Genomic DNA, 25,505 nt, shown 5'->3' with positions numbered 1-25,505 from the left:
CTTACTGATGCGTCACAACGATAAGACGCAGGGCGTCGAGACGCCACCCCGCCTGATTCAGGCTTTCCAGCACCTGCTGGCGATTGCTCTCAATAGCGGCCAGCTCATCGTCACGAATGTTCGGGTTCACCGCTTTCAACGCTTCCAGGCGCGACAGCTCGGCAGAAAGCTTCTCATCGGCTTCGCTACGCGCCGCATCGATCAGTTCTCTGGCCGCTTTTTCGGCCTGGGCTTCACCCAGTTGCAGAATGGCATGCACGTCCTGCTGCACCGCATTCACCAGCTTGCTGCCGGTATGGCGGTTCACCGCGCTCAGCTGACGGTTGAAGCTTTCAAACTCCACCTGACCGGCCAGGTTCGTACCGTTTTTATCCAGCAGCAGACGCACCGGGGTTGGCGGCAGGAAGCGGTTAAGCTGAAGCTGTTTCGGCGCCTGCGCTTCCACAACGTAGATCAGCTCCACCAGCAGCGTGCCCACAGGTAAGGCTTTGTTCTTCAACAGGGAGATGGTGCTGCTGCCGGTATCGCCTGAGAGGATCAGATCCAGGCCATTGCGGATGAGCGGGTGCTCCCAGGTGATGAACTGTGCGTCTTCGCGGGACAGCGCCACATCACGCTCAAAGGTGATGGTGCAGCCGTCTTCCGGCAGGCCCGGGAAATCCGGCACCAGCATATGATCGGACGGGGTCAGCACGATCATGTTCTCGCCGCGATCGTCCTGGTTAATGCCGACGATGTCGAACAGGTTCATGGAGAAGCTAATCAGGCTGGTGTCATCGTCCTGTTCTTCAATACTTTCGGCCAGCTGCTGCGCTTTTTCACCGCCGTTGGAGTGGATCTCCAGCAGGCGATCGCGCCCCTGCTCCAGCTGGGCTTTCAGCGCGTCGTGCTTCTCTCGACAGGATTTGATCAGCTCATCAAAGCCCTCGGTGTTTTCCGGCGCCGCAAGGTAACCGATCAGGTCTGCATGCACCTGATCGTAAATGGTGCGGCCGGTCGGGCAGGTATGTTCAAACGCATCCAGGCCTTCGTGGTACCAGCGAACCAGAACGGACTGGGCGGTTTTCTCCAGATACGGAACGTGGATCTGAATATCGTGCGCCTGACCGATACGATCCAGACGGCCGATACGCTGCTCAAGCAGATCCGGATTAAACGGCAGATCGAACATCACCAGATTGCTGGCGAACTGGAAGTTACGGCCTTCAGAACCGATTTCGGAGCACAGCAGAACCTGCGCGCCGCTGTCCTCTTCACTAAACCACGCCGCAGCGCGGTCGCGCTCGATAATAGACATGCCTTCATGGAACACGGCGGCGCGAATACCTTCGCGCTCGCGCAGCACTTGTTCAAGTTGCAGGGCGGTGGCTGCCTTGGCGCAGATCACCAGCACCTTCCGGGAACGGTGCGCGGTCAGATAACCCATCAACCACTCCACGCGCGGATCGAAGTTCCACCAGGTGCCAGTGTCGCCTTCAAATTCCTGATAAATCTGCTCCGGATAGAGCATGTCGCGCGCGCGATCTTCCGCAGATTTACGGGTGCCCATAATGCCGGAGACTTTGATCGCCGTCTGGTACTGGGTCGGCAGCGGCAGTTTGATGGTGTGCAGTTCGCGTTTCGGGAAGCCTTTTACACCGTTACGGGTGTTACGGAACAGCACGCGGCTGGTGCCGTGGCGGTCCATCAGCATGTCGATCAGCTCTTTACGCGCAGATCCCGCATTATCGCTGTCGCTGTTCGCGGCCTGAAGCAGCGGCTCAATATCCTGCTCGCCGATAAGATCGCTGAGGGTGTTAAGTTCATCATTAGAGAGACGATTACCGGCCAGCAGCAGCGCGACGGCGTCCGCCACCGGACGATAGTTTTTCTGCTCTTCCACAAACTGCTCAAAATCGTGGAAACGGTTCGGATCGAGCAGGCGCAGACGGGCGAAGTGGCTCTCAAGACCCAGCTGCTCCGGGGTGGCGGTCAGAAGCAGAACACCCGGTACGCGCTCGGCAAGCTGCTCAATCGCCATGTATTCGCGGCTTGGCGCGTCCTCGCTCCAGACGAGGTGGTGTGCTTCGTCGACGACCATCAGATCCCATTCAGCGTCGCACAGATGCTCCAGGCGTTGCTTGCTGCGGCGCACGAAGTCCAGGGAACAAATGACCAACTGTTCGGTTTCAAACGGGTTCTCCGCGTCGTGCTGGGCTTCAGCATAGCGCTCGTCGTCGAACAGGGAGAAGCGCAGGTTAAAGCGGCGCAGCATCTCGACCAGCCACTGATGTTGCAGCGTTTCCGGCACCACAATCAGCACGCGCTCGGCAGCGCCAGAGAGCAGCTGCTGGTGCAGGATCATGCCTGCTTCGATGGTTTTACCCAGGCCCACTTCGTCAGCCAGCAGCACGCGAGGCGCATGGCGACGGCCCACGTCATGGGCGATATTCAGCTGATGGGGAATAAGGCTGGTACGCTGACCGCGCAGGCCGCTCCACGGCATGCGGTACTGTTCACTCTGGAACTTACGCGCGCGGTAGCGCAGAGAGAAGCGATCCATTCGGTCGATTTGCCCGGCAAACAGACGGTCCTGCGGCTTGCTGAAAACCAGTTTGCTGTCGAGCAGCACTTCACGCAGGATAACATTCGTCTCGTCGGTATCAAGACGCGTACCGATGTAGGCGAGCAGTCCATTCTCTTCTTTTACGTCTTCAACCTTCAGCTGCCAGCCTTCGTGGCTGGTCACGGTGTCGCCCGGATTGAACATTACGCGGGTAACAGGGGAGTCATTGCGAGCGTACAGGCGGTTTTCACCGGTAGCAGGGAAAAGGAGGGTAACCATGCGCGCATCGACGGCAACGACGGTTCCTAATCCAAGTTCGCTTTCTGTATCGCTGATCCAGCGTTGACCAAGTGTAAAAGGCATAGTTGTTCGGCTCTAATCTTTAATTGCAGGCAATAGTTCGACCCCGTCAAAAAAGACGGTCATCGAAAAATGGGTCCGGGAATGGAAAGGGCGCTATGGTACTGGATGGCAACGGTTTCGTCACGCGTCAAAATAGCCCAAGTTGTCCTGTCACTAGTGTAGCAAAGTCGTCATTGATGAACGGTAAAATTCCCTCCGCAACCGGCTGAAGCTGGCGGGTCAGGTAGTGATCGTAATCAAGCGGAGACTGCTGGTAATCAACGGGTTCCGGGCCGTTAGTGGTCCAGACGTATTTGATCGTTCCCCGGTTCTGATACTGCGGCGCACGGCCCCGGCGAACGTTCTCTTCATCCGCCAGCCGCGCGGCGCGTACGTGGGGAGGAACGTTACGTTGATATTCGGCCAGGGGGCGGCGCAGGCGCTTGCGATACACCAGTTGGTCATCCAGTTCACCCGCCATCAGGCTGGCGATGGTGTCGCGCACATAATCCTGATAAGGCTCATTGCGGAACACCCGCAGGTAGAGCGTCTGCTGGAACTGCTGTGCCAGCGGCGTCCAGTCGGTGCGCACTGTCTCCAGCCCTTTAAACACCATCCGCTGCGTGTCACCTTCCTGAATCAGCCCGGCGTAGCGCTTCTTGCTGCCCTGGTCGGTTCCGCGAATGGTCGGCATTAAAAAGCGGGCAAAATGGGTTTCAAACTCCAGCTCTAACGCGCTGGTTAACCGCTCTTTTTGCAAACTTTCGCGCCACCAGTCGTTCACAAAGGCGACCAGATCTTTGCCGATTTGTGCGGCGTCGTCTTCCGAATGGGCGGCTTTCAGCCAGACAAAGGTGGAGTCTGTATCGCCATAAATCACATCATAGCCCCGGGATTCAATCAGCGCTTTGGTCTGGCGCATAATCTCGTGCCCGCGCATGGTGATGGACGACGCCAGACGGGGATCAAAGAAGCGGCAGGCACTGGTACCCAGCACGCCGTAAAAGGCGTTCATAATGATTTTCAGCGCCTGTGAGAGCGGCTTGTTGCCGTGGCGCTTGGCCTCATCGCGGCCGTGCCAGATGTTTCCCACAATTTCGGGCAGGCAGTGTTTTTCCCGCGAGAAGCGTGCTCCAAGAAAACCTTCGGTGCTGTGCGCATCGTCTGGCTGCGCCATCCCCTCCACCAGCCCCACCGGATCAATCAGAAACGTGCGGATAATGGACGGATACAGGCTTTTATAATCCAGCACCAGCACCGAGTCATACAGCCCGGGCCGTGAATCCATCACGTAACCGCCGGGGCTGGCCTGCGGCGGCACGTCGCCGAGGTTAGGGGCGACATAGCCCGCCCGGTGCATCCGCGGGAAATAGAGGTGGCTGAAGGCCGCTACCGAGCCGCCGTGCCTGTCGACCGCAAGGCCGTTCACCGTCGCCCGCTCCAGCAGGAAGGGCATGATCTCGGTTTTGTGGAAGATCTGCGTCACCAGCTCGCAATCTTTCAGGTTATAGGTGGCGAGCGCGGGTTTATCTTCATTAAAGCGCCGGTCGATCTCGTCCATTCGGTCCCAGGGATTGTCGATGGATTTACCTTCGCCGAGCAGTTCCTGGGCGACCGCTTCCAGCGAGAAGGAAGAGAAGTTCCAGAAGGCGGATTTCAGCGCCTCGATGCCGTCGATAATCAGGCGACCGTTAGCCTGCGCGAAGAAAACACCGTTCTTAAAACCATGCTCACGCCACTCCAGCTCGCTGTTGCCGCGCCCCAGCATCAGCGGGATACGGTAACGCTCGGCATGTTTTTGCAGCACGCGCAGGTCAAACTGCACTACGTTCCAGCCGATCAGAACATCCGGATCGTGCTCGGCAAACCACTTGTTAAGCTTCTCCAGCAGCTGCGGGCGGCTGTTGACGTACTCCAGATTAAAATCCAGCGCGGACGCATCGCCGTTTGGCGGCCCGAGCATATAGACAACCCGCTGCCCACAGCCTTCCAGACCAATGCAGTACAGTTCGCCGTGGCGGGTGGTTTCGATATCCAGCGAGACCCACTTGAGCGGGGGGCGATAATTCGGGCTAGGCTTGAGACGCGCGTTAACGATCCTGCCATTTTGCGCGGTGCCATCTACCCAGACGGGGGCGGTGATAAACCGCTCCATCAGAAAGCGTTCAGGCGGGCGAATGTCGGCCTCGTAAAGCGTCACGCCCGCTTCACGGAGCAGTTTTTCATAGCGCATTAACTGGCGATGGGCGCGGCAATAGAGGCCGTAAACCGGCTGGCGGTGGAAATCTTTCAGCTGAAGCGGCGTAAGGCGCCAGTTGTTTTCGCCGTGCAGCAGTTGCTTCACTTTCTCGACGTGAGCTTCAGGAATAAAGGCCACGGACTCCTGCGGCGGGAGCGTAACGTTTAGCGGGCCGTTGTCCGTTGCCAGCCAGAATTCAACCTCAGTACCCTGAGGGGTATCCCGCCAGTGTCTGGTCAGTAAAAAGCCTTCTTGCGCCTGCGTCACGCCGATATCCCATAAAACAAAACCAGGCCTGATTATAGCCTGGTTGATGGGTGTTTGCTGGGGTTTTATACAGTGTCTGTTTAGCCGGATGGCGCTGCGCTTATCCGGCCTACAATCTATTGCCCGTAATACGCCTTCGCGCCGTGCTTACGCAGGTAATGCTTATCCAGCAGGGTTTGCTGCATATCCGGCAGCTGCGGCGCAAGCTGGCGGCAGAAGATCCCCATGTAGGCGACTTCCTCCAGCACGATCGCGTTGTGCACCGCGTCCTCTGCGTTTTTACCCCAGGCAAACGGGCCGTGGGAGTGCACCAGCACGCCGGGCATTTGCGCCGCGTCGATTCCCTGTTTTTCGAAGGTTTCGACAATCACGTTCCCTGTTTCCCATTCGTACTCACCGTTGATCTCCGCATCGGTCATCAGACGTGTGCAGGGAATGGTGCCGTAGAAGTAGTCCGCGTGGGTGGTGCCGGTGGCCGGAATAGGCTGGCCCGCCTGCGCCCAGATGGTCGCGTGACGCGAATGGGTATGCACAATCCCGCCGATGGTTGGGAATGAGCGGTAGAGCAGGCGATGGGTTGGCGTATCGGAGGAGGGCTTTTTATTGCCTTCAACCACTTCACCCGTTTCGATGCTGACCACCACCATATCTTCTGCGGTCATTACCGTGTAATCCACGCCGGAAGGCTTGATCACGAACACCCCTTTTTCCCGGTCAACGGCGCTGACGTTGCCCCAGGTCAGGGTTACGAGGTTATGTTTTGGCAGCGCCAGGTTGGCTTCGAGTACCTGACGTTTGAGATCTTCTAACATTGTCGTCTCCTGCCGGATGGCGCTGCGCTTATCCGGCCTACAGGAGCGTAGGCCCGGTAAACGAAGTGCCACCGGGCATTCAGGGCTTAGCGTTTTGAACCGTAATAGACTTCGTTCCAGCGCAGCGCGTCTTTAAAGGCTGGCAGACGGGTATCGTTATCAATCACGGTCAGTTCGATGTCGTGCAGCTCGGCAAACTGACGCATATCGTTCAGGTCAAGCGCGTGGCTGAATACGGTGTGGTGCGCGCCGCCGGCCAGGATCCAGGCTTCCGACGCGGTTGGCAGGTCAGGCTGCGCTTTCCACAAGGCGTTGGCGACCGGCAGTTTCGGCAGAGAATGCGGAGTTTCCACCGCATCGACGCAGTTCACCAGCAGGCGGAAACGGTCGCCGAGGTCGATCAGGCTGGCGTTAATGGCCGGGCCGGTACGGGTGTTGAAGATCAGACGGGCCGGATCCGCTTTGCCGCCAATGCCGAGGTACTGCACGTCGAGGATCGGTTTCTCTTCAACCGCGATGGATGGACACACTTCCAGCATGTGCGAGCCGAGCACCAGATCGTTGCCGTTCTCGAAGTGGTAGGTGTAGTCCTCCATAAAAGAGGTGCCGCCCTGTAGACCGGTTGACATCACCTTCATGATGCGAAGCAGAGCGGCAGTTTTCCAGTCGCCTTCGCCCGCAAAGCCGTAGCCCTGCTGCATCAGACGTTGTACCGCCAGACCCGGGAGCTGTTTCAGGCCGTGGAGATCTTCAAAGGTGGTGGTAAAAGCGTGGAAGCCGCCCTGTTCCAGGAAGCGCTTCATGCCCAGCTCAATGCGCGCCGCGTCCAGCACATTCTGGCGCTTGTCGCCGTTGATTTGTGCCGCAGGCGTCAGACGGTAGCTGCTTTCGTACTCGTCCACCAGCGCGTTAACGTCGCCATCGCTGATGTCATTCACCACCTGCACCAGGTCGCCCACCGCCCAGGTGTTGACGGAAAAGCCAAATTTAATCTGCGCGGCCACTTTATCACCGTCGGTGACCGCCACTTCGCGCATGTTGTCGCCGAAACGCACCACTTTCAGGTGACGGGTATCCTGCTTAGATACCGCCTGACGCATCCAGGAGCCAATGCGTTTTTGTGCCTGGCCATCCTGCCAGTGGCCGGTCACCACGGCATGCTGTTGACGCATGCGCGCGCCGATGAAGCCGAACTCGCGGCCGCCGTGCGCGGTCTGGTTCAGGTTCATGAAGTCCATGTCGATGCTGTCCCACGGCAGGGAGGCGTTGAACTGCGTGTGGAATTGCAACAGCGGTTTGTTGAGGATAGCCAGGCCGTTGATCCACATTTTGGCTGGTGAGAAGGTGTGCAGCCACACCACCAGGCCAGCGCATTTGTCATCGTAATTGGCATCGCGGCAAATGTTGGTGATTTCGTCCGGGGTAGTCCCCAGCGGCTTCAGCACCAGTTTGCACGGCAGTTTGGCTTCCGCGTTCAGCGCATTCACAACGTGCTCCGCGTGTTTCGTCACCTGCTGCAACGCTTCCGGTCCGTACAAATGCTGGCTGCCAATCACAAACCACACTTCATAATTATTAAAAATGGTCATTATCGTGTCCTTAATGTGTCAGGGTTGCCGTAGTGTCCGCGGTGCTTTTGGCCGGGGCGGCGACAGGGAGATAGTGAAGTTCGGCGCTTTTTGCCCATTGCTGGTAGCGCTGATAAAGCTGTTCAAAGCGTTGTGCCTGCTGAGTCTGCGGATGGAGCGTATTTTCGACGGCGCTCGCCATATGCTGTTGCGCGGTCGGGATATCCGCATGGACGCCTGCGGCCACGGCAGCGAAAATCGCGGCACCCAGCGCACAGCACTGATCGGAGGCCACAATTTGCAGCGGCCGGTTCAGCACGTCGCAGCAGGCCTGCATAATCACCGGATTTTTACGGGCGATCCCGCCCAGCGCCATCACGTTGTTCACGTCAATGCCCTGGTCGATGAAGCACTCCATGATGGCGCGCGCGCCGAACGCGGTGGCGGCGATCAGGCCGCCAAACAGCGCGGGCGCGTCGGTCGCGAGGTTGAGATCGGTAATCACTCCTTTCAGACGCTGGTTGGCAAACGGCGTACGACGGCCGTTGAACCAGTCCAGCACCACCGGCAGGTGGTCGAGAGACGGATTTTTTGCCCAGGCGTCGGTGAGCTGCGGCAGGAGCTGTTTTTTGCTCGCCGTAATCTGCGTTTTCAGTTCAGGATGCGCGGCAGCCAGCTGATCCAGCGGCCAGCCGAGCACGCGGCCAAACCAGGCATAGATATCACCGAAGGCGGACTGGCCCGCTTCAAGGCCGATAAAATCAGGCACCACGCTGCCGTCAACCTGGCCGCAGATGCCTTTCACCGCGCGGTCGCCGACGCTGGCTTTATCTGCCGTCAGAATGTCACAGGTGGAGGTGCCGATAACTTTCACCAGCGTGTTGGGCTGCGCACCCGCGCCCACGGCCCCCATATGGCAGTCGAACGCGCCGCCGGAAATGGTCACGTTTTGCGGCAGACCGAGGCGTTTCGCCCACTCTTCGCAGAGCGTGCCGACCGGGATATCGGCGGTGAAGGTGTCGGTGAACAGCGGGTATGTCAGGTTTTTGTTGATGATCGGGTCGAGTTCATCGAAGAACGCTGCCGGAGGCAGACCACCCCAGCTTTCATGCCACAGCGATTTATGCCCGGCGCTGCAACGGCCGCGGCGAATATCCTGCGGACGCGTGGTGCCGGAGAGGAGGGCGGGAACCCAGTCGCACAGCTCAATCCATGACGCCGCTGCCTGTGCGACCGACGCGTCCGCGCGGGTAACGTGCAGGATCTTGGCCCAGAACCACTCGCTGGAGTAAATCCCGCCGATGTAGCGGGAGTAGTCAGTTTTGCCCGGCTGATGGCATAAGCGGGTGATGGCTTCCGCCTCTTCCACGGCGGTATGGTCTTTCCACAGCACAAACATGGCGTTCGGGTTGTCGGCAAACTCCGGTCGCAGCGCCAGTACGCGGCCTTCGGCATCGACAGGGGCAGGCGTTGAGCCGGTGCTGTCGACGCCAATCCCCACGACATCGGCCCGCTGGGCGTCGGTCAACTCCGCCAGAACGGTTTTGATCGCCGCTTCCATCGACTCGATGTAGTCCCGCGGGTGGTGACGGAACTGGTTGTTTGGCGCATCGCAGTAGCGCCCCTCTTGCCAGCGCGGATACCACTCAACGCTGGTTGCTATCTCCTGGCCAGTCGTACAGTCCACTGCCAGCGCGCGAACTGAGTCGCTGCCAAAATCGAGGCCAATTGCAATTGCCATGGTGTTGCTCCATCCAAAAAACAGGTATGGAAGAACATTAGAGACTAGGGACAAAAATCGTCAGGCAGGATCCGCTAATCTTATGGACTAAATTGCTGTAGCCACGCAAAGTGTGACGCCGTGCAAATATTCTATGTGGACATTTCTGCCGCACTTATAGACACTTTTGTTACTGCTTATCCGCCCGTGCTGGCGGAGAAATCAGCGGGAAAGGCTGAAACATGGCGGACGTAAAAGAGGCGTGATGCTTTTTGGATCTTTTCGCGGGCCATTTTTATACTGCTTTTATCGATATGGACAATTGGTTTCCTTCAGGACCCTTGGGAGAACTGAATCTATGGCCGAACCGCAAAACGATCCCTTACTGCCGGGCTACTCATTTAACGCCCATCTGGTGGCGGGACTGACGCCAATTGAGGCCGAGGGATATCTCGATTTTTACGTCGATCGCCCTCTTGGCATGAAGGGATATATCCTGAACCTGACCGTACGCGGAGAAGGCGTCGTCAAAAATGGGGATCAACAGTTTATCTGCCGCCCCGGTGATATGCTGCTGTTCCCGCCGGGGGAGATCCATCACTACGGGCGCCACCCGGATGCCAAAGAGTGGTATCACCAGTGGGTCTATTTCCGTCCGCGCGCCTACTGGCAGGAGTGGCTCTCGTGGCCGGCCATTTTCGCCCATACCGGTTTATATCGCCCGGATGAGGCGCATCTGGCGCAGTTCCGTGAGCTGTTCGCACAGATTATTGAGGCAGGGCAGGCGGGCGGGCGCTACGCCGAACTGCTGGCCATCAACCTGCTTGAACAGGTGCTGCTGCGCCGCATGGAGGCCATCAACGAGTCGCTTAATCCGCCGCTGGACAACCGCGTCCGCGACGCCTGCCAGTACATCAGCGACCACCTTGCCGACAGCCAGTTTGATATTGCCAGCGTCGCCCAGCATGTGTGCCTGTCGCCGTCACGGCTGTCGCATCTGTTCCGCCAGCAGCTTGGCGTGAGCGTACTCAGCTGGCGCGAGGATCAGCGCATCAGCCAGGCGAAACTGCTGCTCAGCACCACCCGAATGCCTATCGCCACCGTCGGGCGTAACGTCGGCTTTGAAGATCAGCTCTATTTCTCTCGCGTGTTTAAGAAGTGCACCGGTGCCAGCCCGAGCGAATTCCGTGCGGGATGTGAATAATCGGTAAACATTCAGGTGAACTTCAGGCGCATCTTGTAAACTATTCAGACAATTGATGCCTTGACGCGGTGCAGGGCGCTAAGCAGAATCGCTGATTCGTTTTCTGACCGGAATAGTTATGCAGGCATTGCTGGAACATTTTATTACCCAGTCCGTTATGTATTCGCTCATCGCCGTGGCGCTGGTGGCATTTCTGGAGTCGCTGGCGCTGGTCGGGCTGATCCTGCCCGGCACCGTGATGATGGCGGGGCTTGGGGCGCTTATCGGCAGCGGCGAGGTCAATTTCTGGCAGGCGTGGATGGCCGGTATTATCGGCTGTTTGCTGGGGGACTGGATCTCCTTCTGGCTGGGCTGGCGCTTTAAGAAGCCGCTGCACCGCTGGTCGTTCATGAAAAAAAACAAAGCGCTGCTGGATAAAACCGAGCATGCGCTGCACCAGCACAGCATGTTCACCATCCTCGTGGGGCGCTTCGTTGGCCCAACGCGTCCGCTGGTGCCGATGGTGGCCGGGATGCTGGATCTGCCCGTCGCGAAGTTTGTGGTGCCGAATATCATCGGCTGCGTCTTCTGGCCGCCGTTCTACTTCCTGCCGGGTATCCTGGCGGGCGCGGCGATTGATATTCCTGACGGTATGCAAAGCGGTGAGTTTAAATGGCTGCTGCTGGGCACGGCGGTGCTGCTGTGGCTGGCGGTCTGGCTCTGCTGGCGCCTGTGGCGCAGCGCGAAAGCCAGTGTTGATCGTCTGACGCGCTATCTTCCGCGCACTCGCCTGCTCTGGCTGGCCCCGCTGACGTTGGGGGTGGCCGTGGTGGCGCTGATCGCGCTGATCCGCCACCCGCTGATGCCGGTGTACGGCGAGATCCTGTTAAAGGTGGTGAGCCGTTAAGGTGTTTTCCCTCTCCCTGTGGGCTGAGGGTTCCCCACAAAATAATGCCTGCACAGACGGCCCCCTCTCCCTTGAGGGAGAGGGCTGGGGTGAGGGGGAACATACGGCTCTGGTGGTCATTCCGTTCACTATATGTTCCTTGCTACTCTGTCACGACATGGCCGGTGAACGTGCCAGGGTGGCTCAGTCGCCACCACCCTTGGCGACCCGAGCTCCCGGCGGAAAATCGCCGCTTCGCGGTACCTTCGGCTTATTCCTTCAGGCTATCGGGTCGGGCATGAGCCTGCATCCATGCAGGCCACGCCCTCTCGGCGCATCCCTGCGCCTCGCCCCGGCCTACAGGAAACGCCTCAGCGATTTACAGCCGGACCAGGGCATCGCTGAAAGCCCTCAGTTATTCTGAAGGCAACGTTATCGCTTTTGCTTTCAAATTACTGGTGATCCCTCTCCCCTGTGGGAGAGGGCAAGGGTGAGGGCATCAGACCTCACGAATACCTAAAAGTGAAGATGCCCCCGCCTTACCACTCAGAAGTTCTTCTGTTTCCCCATCCCACAAAATACGTCCCTCCGCGATCACCACCGATCGCGGCGCGATGCGTGCGGCATCTTCGATGCTATGCGAAACCATCAGCATCGTCAGTTGTTCGCGCTCGCAAACCTCCTCAACCAGCGAGAGCATTTCCTGACGCAGAGCGGGGTCGAGCGCCGAAAAGGGTTCATCGAGCAGCAGCAGCGGCTGCTTGCGCACCAGGCAGCGCGCCAGCGCCACGCGCTGGCGCTGGCCGCCGGAAAGCTCACCCGGTAGTCTGTTGATAAACGCAGCCAGGCCCATTTGTTCGGCGATCGCCTCCAGCGTCTGACGCTGCGCAACATTGAGCTTCAACCCCGGATCCATACCCAGCGCGATGTTCTGCCACACCGTAAGATGATTGAACAGATTGTTTTCCTGGAACAGCATCGACACCGGGCGCTTAGCTGGCGGAGCGTAGGTATACTCGCCATTATCAATGACGATCGACCCGCTGGCAGGCTGTAAAAAACCGGCAATCAGATTGAGCAGGGTACTTTTTCCGGCCCCGCTGGGGCCAAGCACTGCGATTCGCTCTCCCTGACGAACGGAGAGGGTAAAACGCATTGGCAGGTGCTCATAAAGCCAGGTTACATCAGTCAGTTTTAACATCACGCCCCGGAAGTTTTTCGATAACGGTAAATAACGCAAAGCACAGCAGCAACAGGAGTAGCGCCGTGACGGCGCCGTCCTGGCTACGATAGGAGCCAATTTGCTGATAAAGCCAGAACGGCAGCGTGCGGAAATCCTCGTTGCCGAAGAGGGCCACAACGCCAAAATCGCCAATCGACAGCACGCAGGCAAACGCCAGCGCCTGGGCCAGCGGACGCTTTAGCGCGCGCAGTTCGACCACCTTCAGACGCTGCCAGCCCTGCATGCCCAGCGACTGACACAGCAAACTGTAGCGGCTATTGACGTCGCGCATCGGGTTTTCCAGCACCTTGAGCGCGTAAGGGATGGCCATCAGTGCGTTGGTAAAAATGACGATGCCGTCGGCGCTTTCCGGCAGGCCGATGGTGCTGTTAAACAGTAAAAAGAATCCGGTCGCCAGCACAATGCCCGGCATCGCCAGGATCAGCATACCCGTCAGTTCCAGCGCGTGTCCGGCTTTACGGGCATGACGCGCGTGCAGTTCGCGGCTGCTCCAGAGCAGCATCATGGTCAGGATCACGCACAGTAGCCCGGCAGCCAGCGCGATGCGCAATGAGGTCCACGTTGCTTGCCACAGGACAGGCTGTTGCAGTACCGACAACACATTGCGATTCAGGCCATCAACAATAACGGCCAGCAGCGGGGGCAGCAGAAGCAGGAGTGCCAATGCGATTAGCATAAAATCCGCGACGCGGCTGTGCAGGCTGTCCTGCGGATCGCGCCAGCCTGTCAGGTTATTGCTACCTGTGGGGATCGCTTTACTTAGCCGCTGGCTGAGTAACACCAGCGCCAGGCAGCAGACCATCTGCACGATCGCCAGCAGCGCGGCGCGGCCCGGATCGTAGTCGTAACTTAAGGCCTGATAGATCGCCAGCTCAATGGTGGTGGCCTGCGGCCCGCCGCCGAGAGAAAGTACGGTCGCGAAGCTGGCGAAGCAGAGCATAAAGATTAGCGCGGCAACCGGAGCAATCTGGCGTCGCAGCCACGGCCATTCGACAAAGCGGAAGAACGACCAGCCGCGCATGCCAAGCTGGGCGGCAATCTGACGCTGCTCACCGGGAATGTTTTCCAGCGCCTGTAAAAAGAGGCGCGTCGCCATCGGCATATTGAAAAAAATATGCGCCAGCAGAATGCCTTTCAGGCCGTAAGGGGAGAAGGTCCATTCCAGACCAAGCAGGTTGAAGAGGGATGCCAGCCAGCCCTGCCGACCGTAGACGCTCAGAATGCCGAACACCGCCACCAGCACGGGCAGGATCAGCGTCATCGCGCACAGCCGCAGCAGGGCAAGCCTGCCGGGGAAACGTCTGCGATAGAGGGCGCGTGCAAGGAAAATGGCCGGGATCGCCGACAGCAGCGCGGAGAGAAACGCCTGCCAGAAGGAGAAGCGGATGACGTGCCAGAGATAGCTGTCGTGCCAGAGGGCGAGCAGATCGCTCTCTGGCGCGTTAAACCACAGCGCAAGGAATGCACCCAGGCTGACGACGACCATCAGTACGGCGGCGAGCAGCCCGGGAACTAACCAGCCGGGGATCAGCGGCTGACGGCGCGTTGCCATTCACTAATCCATGCGGCGCGCTGGGCGGCAACCTGCTGCGGCGTAAATTCCAGTGAGGTTTGCGGCTTGTTTAGCTGCTCAAAGCCTGCCGGCAGCGCAACGTCAGTGACCGGGTACATCCAGTTGCCGGTCGGAATAGCGTTCTGAAATGCCGGGGAGATCATAAATTTCAGGAATTTTTCGGCAAGCTCCGGCTGTTTGCTCGCGGCGGTGCGGGCGGCCACTTCCACCTGCAAATAATGCCCTTCAGCAAAGTTCGCGGCGGCGTAGTTGTCTTTCTTCTCGGCGATAATGTGGTAGGCCGGAGAGGTAGTGTAGCTCAGCACCAGGTCGCTTTCGCCTTTCAGGAACAGGCCATAGGCTTCGCTCCAGCCTTTGGTGACGGTAACGGTTTTCGCGGCCAGCTTCTGCCACGCTTCCGGCGTTTTATCCCCGTAAACTTTTTGCATCCACAGCAGCAGCCCCAGACCCGGCGTGCTGGTACGCGGATCTTCGTAAATCACGCGCCATTTCTGGTCACTTTCGACCAGCTCTTTCAGGCTTTTGGGCGGATTCTTCAGCTTGTTTTTATCGTAGACAAACGCAAAGTAACCGTAATCAAAGGGAACGAAGGTGTCGTTTTTCCAGCCGCCCGGTACGTTAACGGCATCTGCCGCCACGCCGCTTTTGGCGAACAGTCTGGTTTGGGTGGCGGCTTCCAGCAGGTTGTTATCCAGCCCGAGCACCACGTCGGCTTTGCTGTTTTTGCCTTCCATGCGCAGCCGGTTAAGCAGCGAGACGCCATCTTCCAGCGCCACGAATTTCAGCTCGCAGTTGCAGTCCGCTTCAAAGGCTTTTTTTACCACCGGGCCAGGGCCCCAGTCGGCGGAGAAGGAGTCGTAGGTGTAGACCGTCAGAACAGGCTTAGCAAAAACAGGCAGCGCAAACAGCGCCAGCAGAGGAAGAACGTTTTTTAACACTTTGCACCTCAGGGTTGAGTGGCAAAGGATTTTGAGAGACAGCCTCAAATCCCTTCGCCGGCGTTATCCGGATCAGGTTCGACGGGTATTATCTCAGCGCACATCAGTGATGCAGCACCCCGTTGAGAACGGCGCTATTGTAATGATTTGGTGAATATTACGAAAGCGTTATGGCTCCGGCGGCGCAAACCAGGCGGATTTAAAATCAAACCAGCCCAGGGTGTTCATCCGCAGGCCGCGCATGCTGCGCTGGCCCTGGATCAGCAGCCAGTGGTGAATCAACGGTACGATCGTCTGCCCGGCCAGTAATTCCTGACACCAGGCGGCCAGATCCATTTCTCCTGCCCGCCACCGTGCGGCGTCCTGCTGCCAGTCCCGGTTGATACAGTGCTGAATCAGGGGCACTTCGTACAGGTGAGAAAAGAGCGAGAAATCAAGCGGCAGCGTAAAGTTTGCGCTGTTGAGCCAGATATCGCTGATAACGTCTCCGCGATGCCATTCATCATAATCGACTTCCTGTATCGCCAGAGTCACGCCTTCGGCTGCCAGCAGCGTGCTCATGATCCTTGCGATAAACCTGTGCTCAATGTGATCGCGATAGTAGCTGAGGGTGATGGTCTCCAGTCCGGCAGGTTTTTCACTGCGCACTGGCTGCGCATGGTGCCAGCGCGGAAGCAGGCCATAGGCCGGAAACCACCAGGTCTGGTATTGCTCCTCTGCGTGATAAATCAGGTTAGCAGGGGCAAGAATATGGCTGATCCACCTGCGTACGTCGTGGTTTGCCCCGCGATGGCTGCGGCTATCAAAGAGCAGGTAGTAGCAGCCCTCCTCCAGGCGGCTTTCGAACGCCTTTTCACCGGCTGTTGGCCCTTCCAGGGTCAGGCCTGCGCTCAGCTCTTCGTTGAGATCCGGTAACACCCAGACGTTCACTTCGTCGATCAACGCCCTGTAGCCAAAGTAATCATCAAAGGCGCGGATCTTCAGCTGATTACTGTTGTTTCGTGTAACGGAGTAGGGGCCCGTACCAATCGGCTGGCTGGAAAAATTGTTCAGGGAGCGCCACTCGGCAGGCAGGATCATTGAGGGGACGTAGCCCAGAAGCCACGGAAGCCATTTGTCCGGCTGCGATAGCTCAATATCCAGCGTCCAGGCCGTTGGGGAGTGGATCCGCGAGATATGCGAATAGAGCGGCAGCGTGCGGGCGCGCTCTAAGGAATCGATAACGTCGCGCATCTCCAGCTCGCGTCCATGGTGGAAATGAATGCCGGGGCGTAGAAAGAAGCGCCAGTGCAGCGGGGACACCTGTTGCCAGTGATGGGCAATATCCGCTTCCAGTTCCCCGTTTTCCTCATTTATCCGCGTCAGGCCGCTGAATATCTGCCGGGCCATGTGGGTTTCAGAGCGACGTAACGCCGTACCGGGCAACAGATTTTTCATTGGGCGGTAGTAAAGCACCCGCAGAATGTGACGTCCCTGACGAAAGCTGCGTCCCAGATGCGAGACCAGCATCTGGCGCACGGCGGCTTTGTCGCCCACCAGCTGGACCAGCTGATCGATGCGGTCCTGCTCCAGCAGATCCTCCGCCCGCTGTTGCTGTAGCGCCAGGCCGGTATAAAGGAAAGTCAGGCGCGAGCGCTTGCCGCGTCCGGCTTCAGCCTCCCAGTTTAGCCAGCCCTGCTGCTGCATGGTGTTGAGGAGGGTACGCATATGACGCCGGGAGCAGTTGAGGAGTTCAGCCAGCTCGTTCAGCGTGGTCTCCTGCGATTGCCCCTCGCAGCACTGCCAGAGGCGGATAAATTGTTGTTGCAGACGACCAGAAGGCATAAAAGGGGAACTCCTGACAAAAAATCAGCAATTTATTAATCCCTATATTAAGCCAATAATCCTTATCGATGAAGCGAGGAGGTAAATTATGAAGAGGTCTACCGCACGTCAGTTTTATCAGCACTATTTTTCAGCGACAAAGGGAGTGTCCTGGCTGGCCCGCCAGTGCGCAGAGCAGCGGCTGAGAATACTGGAAGATCTGATGCAGTGGGACGTTACGAAACCGACCTCTTCTCGCTAACTCGCCTCGATCATGTGTGACTGAGTATTGGTGCTAATCACCCGCCAGCAAAATGTTTTTTGCTGGCTTTTTTCGTTTACTATTTCACCCAATTTCGATTCGCTTTCATAAGGACTTGCGCATGCTCTGGTTGATGACGATGGGGCGACGCCTGAATGGCGTGTACGCCGCTTTTATGCTGGTGGCCTTCATGATGGGCGTAGCCGGCGCGCTACAGGCGCCGACGCTGAGCCTGTTTCTCAGCCGCGAGGTGGGGGCGCAGCCGTTTTGGGTGGGCCTGTTCTACACCGTCAACGCCATTGCCGGGATCCTCGTCAGCCTGTGGCTGGCGAAACGATCCGACAGCCAGGGCGATCGCCGCAAGCTGATCCTCTTTTGTTGCGCCATGGCCGTGGGCAACGCGCTGCTCTTTGCTTTCAATCGTCATTACCTGACGCTCATTACCTGCGGCGTGCTGCTCGCCTCTCTTGCGAACACCGCCATGCCGCAGCTGTTTGCGCTGGCCCGGGAATATGCGGATAGCTCGGCGCGGGAAGTGGTGATGTTCAGCTCGGTGATGCGCGCCCAGCTCTCGCTGGCGTGGGTCATTGGTCCGCCGCTGGCCTTTATGCTGGCGCTGAACTACGGCTTTACCGCGATGTTTTCCATCGCAGCCGGGATTTTTGTCATCAGCCTGGCGCTGATAGCCTTCGCACTGCCGTCCGTGGCGCGCGTCGAACAGACAGCGGATAAACCGCTCACCCAGGTGAGCGGCTGGCAGGACAAAAACGTCCGCATGCTGTTTATTGCCTCGACGCTGATGTGGACCTGCAACACCATGTACATCATCGACATGCCGCTGTGGATCAGCAGCGATCTGGGCTTACCGGACAAGCTCGCGGGGATCTTAATGGGCACCGCTGCCGGGCTGGAAATTCCGGCGATGATTCTGGCGGGTTACTATGTAAAACGTTTCGGTAAACGGAAAATGATGGTGGTTGCGGTTGCAGCCGGGGTGTTGTTTTATCTTGGGCTGATCTTATTCCATTCGCGCGAAGCGCTGCTGGCGCTTCAGCTGTTTAATGCTGTGTTTATTGGCATCATTGCCGGGATCGGCATGCTCTGGTTCCAGGATCTTATGCCCGGACGCGCAGGCTCTGCGACCACGCTTTTTACCAACAGCATTTCGACCGGAGTGATCCTGGCGGGGGTGATTCAGGGGGCGCTGGCGCAAAGTTACGGGCATGGCTCAGTTTACTGGGTGATTGCCGCGATTTCGGTGGTTACGCTTGGGCTGACTTGCCGGGTTAAGGATGTCTGATTCTGGAAGGCGGCTTTACGAAACAAATCAATGGCCCGCTTTTTGCGGGCCATTGTCTTTAGCCCATAAACGCAGGCTGTTTTTTCTCATACGCTGAGATGGCGTCTTCGTGCTGGAGAGTTAAACCAATGCTGTCCAGACCGTTCAGCATGCAGTGGCGACGGAAGGCATCAATGCTGAAGCTGTAGGTTTTATCCCCGGCTTTCACCACTTCCCCTTCCAGATCCACTTCAAACGACATGCCCGGATTTGCCTTAACCAGCGCGAACAATTCATCGACCTGTTCGTCGCTCAGCGTCACCGGCAGCAACTGGTTGTTGAAGCTGTTGCCGTAAAAGATATCCGCGAAGCTGGGGGCAATAACCACCTTAAAGCCGTAATCGGTCAATGCCCATGGCGCATGTTCACGCGACGATCCACAGCCAAAGTTTTCCCGCGCCAGCAAAATGGAGGCGCCTTTGTATTCCGGAAAGTTCAGGACGAATTCCGGGTTTGGCACTTCGCCTTTATCGTCGAGGAAGCGCCAGTCGTTGAACAGATGCGTACCAAAACCCGTGCGCGTCACTTTCTGCAAAAACTGCTTAGGAATGATAGCGTCAGTATCGACGTTAGCGGCATCCAGCGGGACAACACGGCCCGTATGTTGGGTAAATTTCTCTGCCATGATTGTCTCCTTATTTCAGGCTGCGAATATCGGCGAAATGACCGGTGACTGCCGCAGCGGCGGCCATTGCCGGGCTGACCAGGTGGGTGCGGCCACCGCGGCCCTGACGGCCTTCAAAGTTACGGTTGCTGGTGGAGGCACATCGCTCGCCCGGATTCAGGCGGTCGTTGTTCATCGCCAGACACATGGAGCAGCCGGGCAGGCGCCATTCGAAGCCTGCTTCGATAAAGATCTTATCCAGACCCTCCGCTTCCGCCTGGGCTTTCACCGGACCGGAGCCCGGCACAACCAGCGCCTGCACGCCCGGCGCCACTTTGCGGCCTTTAGCAATTTCTGCCGCAGCGCGTAAATCTTCAATACGGGAGTTGGTACAGGAGCCGATGAACACTTTATCAATGCTCACGTCGGTCAGCGGTACGCCGGGTTTCAGCCCCATATAGGCCAGCGCCTTTTCCGCACTGGCGCGCTCGACCGGATCGGCGAAGGAAGCCGGGTCAGGAATGCTGTCGTTGACAGAAATCACCTGGCCCGGGTTGGTGCCCCAGGTGACCTGCGGGGCGATCTCTTCCGCCTGTAACGTCACAACGGTATCAAAAATTGCCCCCTCGTCCGTTTTCAGGGTTTTCCAGTACGCTACCGCGTCGTCAAAATTCTGACCTTTCGGCGCATGCAGACGCCCCTTCACATAGTTGAAGGTGGTTTCGTCTGGGGCCACCAGTCCTGCTTTGGCGCCCATCTCAATGGCCATGTTGCACAGGGTCATACGACCTTCCATGCTCAGCGCCTGGATAGCATCTCCGCAGAACTCAACGACGTGACCGGTGCCGCCTGCACTGCCGGTTTTGCCGATAATCGCCAGCACGATATCTTTCGCGGTGATACCCGGCGCGGCTTTCCCCTTCACTTCAATCTTCATGGTTTTGGCGCGGCCCTGCTTCAGGGTCTGCGTCGCCAGAACGTGTTCAACTTCAGAGGTCCCAATCCCGAACGCCAGCGCGCCAAATGCGCCGTGGGTTGCGGTATGGGAGTCGCCGCAGACGATGGTCATGCCTGGCAGGGTAATCCCCTGCTCAGGCCCCATTACGTGGACGATACCCTGATAGGGGTGGTTCAGATCGTACAGCTCCACGCCAAACTCGTTACAGTTCTTAATCAGCTCCTGCATCTGGATACGCGCCATCTCGCCAGATGCATTGATGTCTTTGGTCTGGGTGGAAACGTTGTGATCCATCGTGGCAAAGGTTTTACCCGGCTGACGCACCGGGCGCTTGTGCGCGCGCAGGCCGTCAAATGCCTGAGGAGAGGTCACTTCATGTACCAGATGACGGTCGATGTACAACAGTGGGGTTTCGTTTGGTGCCTCGTAGACAACGTGCGCATCAAACAATTTTTCGTATAACGTTTTGGCCATGATTACACCCCTTCAGCGACATAGCGGGCAATAATGTCGCCCATTTCATCGGTACTGACTGCCGCCGCGCCGCGTGATAAATCACCGGTACGAACGCCTTCTTCTAACGCCCGGTTAATGGCGTTTTCAATTGCGGTTGCTGCATCGCCTGCATCCAGGCTATAGCGCAGCAGCAGAGCCAGGGAGAGGATCTGCGCAATCGGGTTGGCGATGTTTTTGCCTGCGATATCCGGCGCGGAGCCGCCCGCCGGTTCGTACAGGCCAAAGCCTTCTTCGTTCAGGCTGGCCGAGGGCAGCATACCCATGGAGCCGGTGATCATGGCGCATTCATCCGAGAGAATATCGCCGAACAGGTTGGAGCACAGCAGCACGTCAAACTGAGACGGATCTTTGATCAGCTGCATCGTTGCGTTGTCGATATACATATGCGACAGCGCAACGTCCGGGTACTGCTTAGCGACTTCACTGACGATTTCGCGCCACAAAATAGACGACTGGAGCACGTTTGCTTTATCAATAGAGGTCACTTTACGGCGGCGTTTGCGCGCTGACTCAAACGCGATATGGGCGATACGTTCGATTTCAAAACGGTGATAGACCTCGGTATCAAACGCTTTCTCATGCTGACCGCTGCCTTCGCGACCTTTTGGCTGACCGAAGTAGATGCCGCCGGTCAACTCACGCACGCACAGGATGTCGAAACCGTTGGCCGCGATATCCGCGCGCAGCGGGCAAAACTCTTCCAGCCCCGGATACAGTTTCGCCGGACGCAGGTTGCTGAACAGTTTGAAGTGCTTGCGCAACGGCAGCAGCGCACCGCGCTCTGGCTGCTCTGCTGGCGGCAGGTGTTCCCATTTTGGGCCGCCCACGGAGCCAAAAAGAACGGCATCGGCATTTTCGCAGCCTTCTACAGTCCCTTTCGGCAGGGGAGTACCGTGATTATCAATCGCAATACCGCCCACGTCGTAGTGGCTGGTGGTAATTTTCATCGCAAAACGCGAACGAACAGCTTCCAGTACTTTCAGCGCCTGTGCCATCACTTCCGGGCCAATACCGTCACCCGGCAACACAGCAATATGGTAATTCTTCGACATCACACGGTTTCCTTGTTGTTCTCTTTATTCTGAGCTTTGCGTTGCAACTCTTTTTCGACTTCGGCGGCGCGCCAGATGTTGTTCAGGACATGCACCATCGCTTTCGCGGAGGATTCGACGATATCTGTCGCCAGACCCACACCGTGGAAGCGGCGACCGTTGTAGTTGACGACGATATCAACCTGGCCCAGGGCGTCTTTACCGTGCCCTTTTGCCGTCAGGTCGTATTTCACCAGCTCTACGTCGTACTCAGTGACGCGGTTAATCGCCTGGTAAATGGCATCCACAGGGCCGTTACCGTTGGCGGCTTCCGCTTTAATTTCATCGCCGCAGGCCAGCTTGACGGAGGCGGTAGCGATATCGCTTGAGCCTGACTGAACGGTGAAGTAGTCCAGACGGAAGTGTTCTGGCTCTTCCTGCTGTTTATTGATGAATGCCAGTGCTTCCAGGTCGTAATCGAAGACCTGGCCTTTCTTGTCAGCCAGCTTCAGGAATGCGTCGTACAGCTGATTCATGTTGTAATCGCTGTCCTTATAACCCATCTCTTCCATACGGTGTTTTACCGCCGCGCGGCCAGAGCGCGAGGTCAGGTTCAGCTGAACCTGGTTCAGACCGATGGATTCCGGAGTCATGATTTCGTAGTTTTCACGGTTCTTCAGCACGCCATCCTGGTGAATACCGGAGGAGTGGGCGAACGCGCCAGCCCCAACAATCGCCTTGTTCGCCGGGATCGGCATGTTGCAAATCTGGCTCACGGTCTGGCTGGTGCGCCAGATTTCGTTGTGATTGATGCGAGTGTGCACGTTCATAATGTCTTTGCGCACCTTGATCGCCATGATCACTTCTTCCAGCGAGCAGTTGCCGGCACGTTCACCAATGCCGTTCATTGCCCCTTCTACCTGACGCGCGCCGGCGTGAACGGCGGCGATGGCATTGCCCACAGCCAGGCCCAAATCGTCATGGGTGTGCACGGAGATGATGGCTTTATCAATATTTGGCACGCGATCGTACAGGCCGGTGATGATGTTGGAGAACTCAAACGGCATGGTGTAGCCGACGGTATCCGGGATGTTGATAGTTCTGGCTCCGGCATTAATCGCGGCTTCCACTACCCGGGCCAAATCGTCAATCGGCGTGCGGCCTGCATCTTCACAGGAGAATTCGACGTCATCAGTGTAGTTACGCGCGCGTTTGACCATATACACCGCACGTTCAATCACTTCATCCAGCGTACTGCGCAGCTTGGTCGCAATGTGCATGGGGGAGGTGGCAATGAATGTATGGATACGGAAGGCTTCTGCAACTTTCAGGGATTCCGCGGCCACATCAATATCTTTCTCTACGCAGCGAGCCAGACCGCACACGCGGCTGTTTTTGATGGTGCGGGCGATGGTCTGCACTGACTCGAAATCACCTGGCGAGGAGACGGGAAAGCCGACTTCCATTACGTCTACACCCATGCGTTCGAGGGCCAGAGCAATTTGCAGTTTTTCTTTAACACTCAGGCTCGCCTGTAATGCCTGTTCACCGTCACGTAAAGTAGTATCGAAAATAACGACTTGCTGGCTCATGGGTTAGGTCCTTGTCAGTCTTAGGGCGCCTTGCTACGAGCATAAAAAAACCCGCGCAGTGGCGCGGGTTTTTAGTTTTACTGAAGACGATTCAACGCTGAATTTCGCCCGCCAGTCTACCGCGCACAGTGGATGCGTTTAGTAGTAGTAGACCGGTGAAACGAAGGGTGCGAATCATGAATCGTGCTCCAGGTGAATGCGATATGCTTTTAGTGGTACTGGATACGCCAACTCATGTCAACCCCTCTCAGGCAAAACGGCCACTCAGTACAGGATAAACACATTAGCTAATTGTGCTGGTTTTTGCATGTCTAACCGATTTTATTGTCTATTATTGGACTGGCGATTCATCTCTGGAATAATTTGAATATAATTGGTAGCAATTGAACATACTATTTTTACCAATGTGCTGTGAAATGGAATCTGTTTCATATCATTGATTTATAAATTACATGAATGATTTGCGGGTGAGTAAGTTATCAAAATTGATATCATTTTGTTAATGAAAATGCGATGTATGCCATTAATAGTTTAATAACACTTAAGTCATTATTAATGAGTGCGTTGATTGTGCATTTGTCTGATTTATGGTTTCATGCCCACATTAAAGTTTGAGATATCTTTTGAACGATTTTTAGCTCTTCATTTATGGGATGCGTAAAGTCGCTCGTTGAATGGGGTTTCTTTATATATTCCGAATTTTAAATAATTTCCTTTCGCTTGTTGTATATGCATGGTAAATCATATTTTTCGAAGTTATTACTGTACCTTGGCAAAGGGAATTTAGCGTGACGGTGGAGTCAGAAATGCCAGAAAATAATATTAACCAACCACAGACTTATGATGGGGTTAAGCCTCAGTTGCGCACAGTGGATCTCAATCTGTTAACTGTATTTGATGCAGTTATGCAGGAGCAGAATATTACGCGAGCAGCGCAATCTCTGGGAATGTCTCAACCTGCCGTGAGTAATGCCGTAGCCAGACTTAAGGTGATGTTTAACGACGAGTTATTCGTCCGCTATGGAAGAGGTATCCAGCCCACGGCGCGTGCATTCCAGCTATTCGGTTCGATTCGTCAGGCGCTACAGCTGGTACAAAATGAGCTTCCCGGCTCGGGTTTTGAACCCTTAAGCAGTGAACGGGTTTTCCATCTCTGTGTTTGCAGTCCGTTAGACAATTATTTGACGTCTGTTATATATAATAAAGTTGAACAGATTGCTCCTAATATTCATCTCGTTTTTAAATCATCATTAAATCAAAATACTGAGCACCAGCTTCGTTATCAGGAAACGGAGTTCGTTCTGGGCTATGAAGAGTTTCGCCGTCCAGAGTTTGCCTGTGTTCCATTGTTTAAAGATGAAATGGTGTTAGTCGCCAGCAAAAAACATCCCCGTATGAATTCTCCGCTGCGTGAAAGCGATGTTTACAGCGAGCAGCATGCCGTGGTTGCTCTGGACAGATATGCCTCATTTAGTCTGCCGTGGTATGACACTGCCGATAAACAAGCCAGCGTGGCCTATCAGGGAATGGCGATGGTCAGCGTATTGAATGTCGTTTCTCAGACGCAGCTAGTCGCTATTGCACCGCGCTGGCTTGCTGAAGAGTTCTCCGATTCGCTGAGCCTGCAAATTTTACCTCTGCCGCTCAAACTGAATAGCCGTACCTGTTATCTTTCCTGGCATGAAGCGGCGGGGCGGGATAAAGGGCATCAATGGATGGAAGAGCTGCTGGTCAATATTTGTCGTCGATAAGACAGGATGAATAAACCGCATGGTGCCATGCGGTTTATTCTGTGGTTTTTTATGCAAGCAATATTTTGTTCTGTGCGCATTTTTTCAGACACTCAGGGAGGCTTAAAAATAGATGATTTCCTGATCCATCCTCTTTTTAAGAGATGAATTATTAGCGTCTCCCCTCATAGCAGATGAATTCACCATATTCGTGTCTGACAGCTGTTTTTTCTGCTTTTATTGCCCATTCCCGCATTCCGTTTGCTAATTGCCTGGCTCATAACGAGCGGTTAAGGTATCCATCACTCTGCACATTATAAGATGGGTTTACCCTGTCAGAAGACGGCGCGGAAA

At 56.5% G+C, this 25,505-nt stretch carries 19 protein-coding genes and 1 riboswitch; of the genes, 5 read left to right on the top strand and 14 right to left on the bottom strand.

Features of this window, described 5'->3' with window-relative positions; translation table 11 throughout:
- Position 1: 1 nt before the first annotated feature.
- The 5 genes from rapA to araB form a co-directional block, all read right to left on the bottom strand.
- Positions 2 to 2,908 (bottom strand): RNA polymerase-associated protein RapA, encoded by a 2,907-nt coding sequence (gene rapA, locus ACOTXD_RS09080; RefSeq protein WP_032608482.1) that lies wholly within the window; start codon positions 2,906 to 2,908, stop codon positions 2 to 4.
- 127 nt (positions 2,909 to 3,035) lie between these two features.
- Complete coding sequence (polB, locus tag ACOTXD_RS09075; RefSeq protein WP_061856020.1) at positions 3,036 to 5,393, bottom strand: DNA polymerase II; 2,358 nt, start codon at positions 5,391 to 5,393, stop codon at positions 3,036 to 3,038.
- A gap of 116 nt (positions 5,394 to 5,509) precedes the next feature.
- Positions 5,510 to 6,205, bottom strand: coding sequence for an L-ribulose-5-phosphate 4-epimerase (gene araD, locus ACOTXD_RS09070; protein WP_061856021.1), 696 nt, complete (start codon positions 6,203 to 6,205; stop codon positions 5,510 to 5,512).
- A gap of 86 nt (positions 6,206 to 6,291) precedes the next feature.
- Positions 6,292 to 7,794, bottom strand: a complete 1,503-nt coding sequence (gene araA / locus ACOTXD_RS09065) for an L-arabinose isomerase (protein ID WP_003856405.1) — start codon at positions 7,792 to 7,794, stop codon at positions 6,292 to 6,294.
- A gap of 10 nt (positions 7,795 to 7,804) precedes the next feature.
- Positions 7,805 to 9,514 (bottom strand): ribulokinase, encoded by a 1,710-nt coding sequence (araB, locus tag ACOTXD_RS09060; RefSeq protein ID WP_022650387.1) that lies wholly within the window; start codon positions 9,512 to 9,514, stop codon positions 7,805 to 7,807.
- Between the two features lie 337 nt (positions 9,515 to 9,851).
- On the opposite strand from araB, the gene araC reads away from it, so the two are divergent.
- Positions 9,852 to 10,697, top strand: a complete 846-nt coding sequence (araC, locus tag ACOTXD_RS09055; protein WP_003856402.1) for an arabinose operon transcriptional regulator AraC — start codon at positions 9,852 to 9,854, stop codon at positions 10,695 to 10,697.
- A gap of 118 nt (positions 10,698 to 10,815) precedes the next feature.
- Positions 10,816 to 11,583, top strand: a complete 768-nt coding sequence (locus tag ACOTXD_RS09050) for a DedA family protein (protein WP_023324146.1) — start codon at positions 10,816 to 10,818, stop codon at positions 11,581 to 11,583.
- A gap of 478 nt (positions 11,584 to 12,061) precedes the next feature.
- Here the strand turns inward: ACOTXD_RS09050 and thiQ are convergent, their stop codons facing one another.
- The 4 genes from thiQ to sgrR all read right to left on the bottom strand — a co-directional run bounded on the left by thiQ (position 12,062) and on the right by sgrR (position 17,140).
- Positions 12,062 to 12,763 (bottom strand): thiamine ABC transporter ATP-binding protein ThiQ, encoded by a 702-nt coding sequence (gene thiQ / locus ACOTXD_RS09045; protein ID WP_032608486.1) that lies wholly within the window; start codon positions 12,761 to 12,763, stop codon positions 12,062 to 12,064.
- Positions 12,747 to 14,357, bottom strand: coding sequence for a thiamine/thiamine pyrophosphate ABC transporter permease ThiP (gene thiP / locus ACOTXD_RS09040; RefSeq protein ID WP_003856395.1), 1,611 nt, complete (start codon positions 14,355 to 14,357; stop codon positions 12,747 to 12,749). The genes thiQ and thiP overlap by 17 nt, the downstream gene beginning before the upstream one ends.
- Positions 14,333 to 15,316, bottom strand: a complete 984-nt coding sequence (gene thiB, locus ACOTXD_RS09035; protein ID WP_003856391.1) for a thiamine ABC transporter substrate binding subunit — start codon at positions 15,314 to 15,316, stop codon at positions 14,333 to 14,335. The genes thiP and thiB overlap by 25 nt, the downstream gene beginning before the upstream one ends.
- Before the next feature lie 31 nt (positions 15,317 to 15,347).
- Positions 15,348 to 15,448: riboswitch (TPP riboswitch) on the bottom strand.
- Between the two features lie 36 nt (positions 15,449 to 15,484).
- The gene (gene sgrR / locus ACOTXD_RS09030) at positions 15,485 to 17,140 is read right to left on the bottom strand and encodes an HTH-type transcriptional regulator SgrR (RefSeq protein ID WP_003856389.1); all 1,656 of its coding nucleotides are present in this window, start codon (positions 17,138 to 17,140) and stop codon (positions 15,485 to 15,487) included.
- 88 nt (positions 17,141 to 17,228) lie between these two features.
- On the opposite strand from sgrR, the gene sgrT reads away from it, so the two are divergent.
- Positions 17,229 to 17,381, top strand: coding sequence for a glucose uptake inhibitor SgrT (gene sgrT / locus ACOTXD_RS09025; RefSeq protein WP_003856388.1), 153 nt, complete (start codon positions 17,229 to 17,231; stop codon positions 17,379 to 17,381).
- Positions 17,382 to 17,502: 121 nt separating this feature from the next.
- Positions 17,503 to 18,681 (top strand): sugar efflux transporter, encoded by a 1,179-nt coding sequence (locus ACOTXD_RS09020; protein ID WP_045342604.1) that lies wholly within the window; start codon positions 17,503 to 17,505, stop codon positions 18,679 to 18,681.
- A gap of 58 nt (positions 18,682 to 18,739) precedes the next feature.
- On the opposite strand, the gene leuD is transcribed toward ACOTXD_RS09020, so the two are convergent.
- From leuD to leuL, 5 genes are all read right to left on the bottom strand, one after another.
- Positions 18,740 to 19,345 carry a 3-isopropylmalate dehydratase small subunit gene (gene leuD, locus ACOTXD_RS09015; RefSeq protein WP_045342605.1) on the bottom strand — a complete coding sequence of 202 codons (606 nt, stop codon included), beginning with the start codon at positions 19,343 to 19,345 and terminating at the stop codon, positions 18,740 to 18,742.
- Between the two features lie 10 nt (positions 19,346 to 19,355).
- A complete protein-coding gene (gene leuC, locus ACOTXD_RS09010; protein ID WP_003856382.1) occupies positions 19,356 to 20,756 on the bottom strand; it encodes a 3-isopropylmalate dehydratase large subunit in 1,401 nt (466 codons plus the stop codon).
- A gap of 2 nt (positions 20,757 to 20,758) precedes the next feature.
- Positions 20,759 to 21,850: a 3-isopropylmalate dehydrogenase gene (gene leuB, locus ACOTXD_RS09005; RefSeq protein ID WP_061856023.1), complete on the bottom strand. Its 1,092-nt coding sequence runs from the start codon at positions 21,848 to 21,850 to the stop codon at positions 20,759 to 20,761.
- Positions 21,850 to 23,421, bottom strand: a complete 1,572-nt coding sequence (leuA, locus tag ACOTXD_RS09000; RefSeq protein WP_061856024.1) for a 2-isopropylmalate synthase — start codon at positions 23,419 to 23,421, stop codon at positions 21,850 to 21,852. The genes leuB and leuA overlap by 1 nt, the downstream gene beginning before the upstream one ends.
- Positions 23,422 to 23,512: 91 nt before the next feature.
- On the bottom strand, positions 23,513 to 23,599 hold the full coding sequence (leuL, locus tag ACOTXD_RS08995; RefSeq protein WP_057979999.1) for a leu operon leader peptide: 87 nt from the start codon (positions 23,597 to 23,599) through the stop codon (positions 23,513 to 23,515).
- A gap of 628 nt (positions 23,600 to 24,227) precedes the next feature.
- Here leuL and leuO point away from each other — a divergent pair.
- The gene (gene leuO, locus ACOTXD_RS08990; RefSeq protein WP_023324151.1) at positions 24,228 to 25,172 is read left to right on the top strand and encodes a transcriptional regulator LeuO; all 945 of its coding nucleotides are present in this window, start codon (positions 24,228 to 24,230) and stop codon (positions 25,170 to 25,172) included.
- Positions 25,173 to 25,505: the final 333 nt, after the last annotated feature.

The sequence above is a fragment of the Enterobacter cloacae complex sp. CDL013 genome (genome assembly GCF_049238805.1).
Lineage (GTDB): Bacteria > Pseudomonadota > Gammaproteobacteria > Enterobacterales > Enterobacteriaceae > Enterobacter > Enterobacter hormaechei_C.
Note: the sequence above shows the minus strand (reverse complement) of the source record. Positions and strands in the feature narration are given on the sequence as shown.

What these genes read in the sequence shown, in the direction of transcription:
- rapA (WP_032608482.1), bottom strand. Translation starts at nt 2,908, where the DNA reads ATGCCTTTTACACTTGGTCAACGCTGGATCAGCGATACAGAAAGCGAA.
- araD (WP_061856021.1), bottom strand. Translation starts at nt 6,205, where the DNA reads ATGTTAGAAGATCTCAAACGTCAGGTACTCGAAGCCAACCTGGCGCTG.
- araA (WP_003856405.1), bottom strand. Translation starts at nt 7,794, where the DNA reads ATGACCATTTTTAATAATTATGAAGTGTGGTTTGTGATTGGCAGCCAG.
- araB (WP_022650387.1), bottom strand. Translation starts at nt 9,514, where the DNA reads ATGGCAATTGCAATTGGCCTCGATTTTGGCAGCGACTCAGTTCGCGCG.
- araC (WP_003856402.1), top strand. Translation starts at nt 9,852, where the DNA reads ATGGCCGAACCGCAAAACGATCCCTTACTGCCGGGCTACTCATTTAAC.
- ACOTXD_RS09050 (WP_023324146.1), top strand. Translation starts at nt 10,816, where the DNA reads ATGCAGGCATTGCTGGAACATTTTATTACCCAGTCCGTTATGTATTCG.
- thiQ (WP_032608486.1), bottom strand. Translation starts at nt 12,763, where the DNA reads ATGTTAAAACTGACTGATGTAACCTGGCTTTATGAGCACCTGCCAATG.
- thiP (WP_003856395.1), bottom strand. Translation starts at nt 14,357, where the DNA reads ATGGCAACGCGCCGTCAGCCGCTGATCCCCGGCTGGTTAGTTCCCGGG.
- sgrR (WP_003856389.1), bottom strand. Translation starts at nt 17,140, where the DNA reads ATGCCTTCTGGTCGTCTGCAACAACAATTTATCCGCCTCTGGCAGTGC.
- sgrT (WP_003856388.1), top strand. Translation starts at nt 17,229, where the DNA reads ATGAAGAGGTCTACCGCACGTCAGTTTTATCAGCACTATTTTTCAGCG.
- ACOTXD_RS09020 (WP_045342604.1), top strand. Translation starts at nt 17,503, where the DNA reads ATGCTCTGGTTGATGACGATGGGGCGACGCCTGAATGGCGTGTACGCC.
- leuD (WP_045342605.1), bottom strand. Translation starts at nt 19,345, where the DNA reads ATGGCAGAGAAATTTACCCAACATACGGGCCGTGTTGTCCCGCTGGAT.
- leuC (WP_003856382.1), bottom strand. Translation starts at nt 20,756, where the DNA reads ATGGCCAAAACGTTATACGAAAAATTGTTTGATGCGCACGTTGTCTAC.
- leuB (WP_061856023.1), bottom strand. Translation starts at nt 21,850, where the DNA reads ATGTCGAAGAATTACCATATTGCTGTGTTGCCGGGTGACGGTATTGGC.
- leuA (WP_061856024.1), bottom strand. Translation starts at nt 23,421, where the DNA reads ATGAGCCAGCAAGTCGTTATTTTCGATACTACTTTACGTGACGGTGAA.
- leuL (WP_057979999.1), bottom strand. Translation starts at nt 23,599, where the DNA reads ATGATTCGCACCCTTCGTTTCACCGGTCTACTACTACTAAACGCATCC.
- leuO (WP_023324151.1), top strand. Translation starts at nt 24,228, where the DNA reads ATGCCAGAAAATAATATTAACCAACCACAGACTTATGATGGGGTTAAG.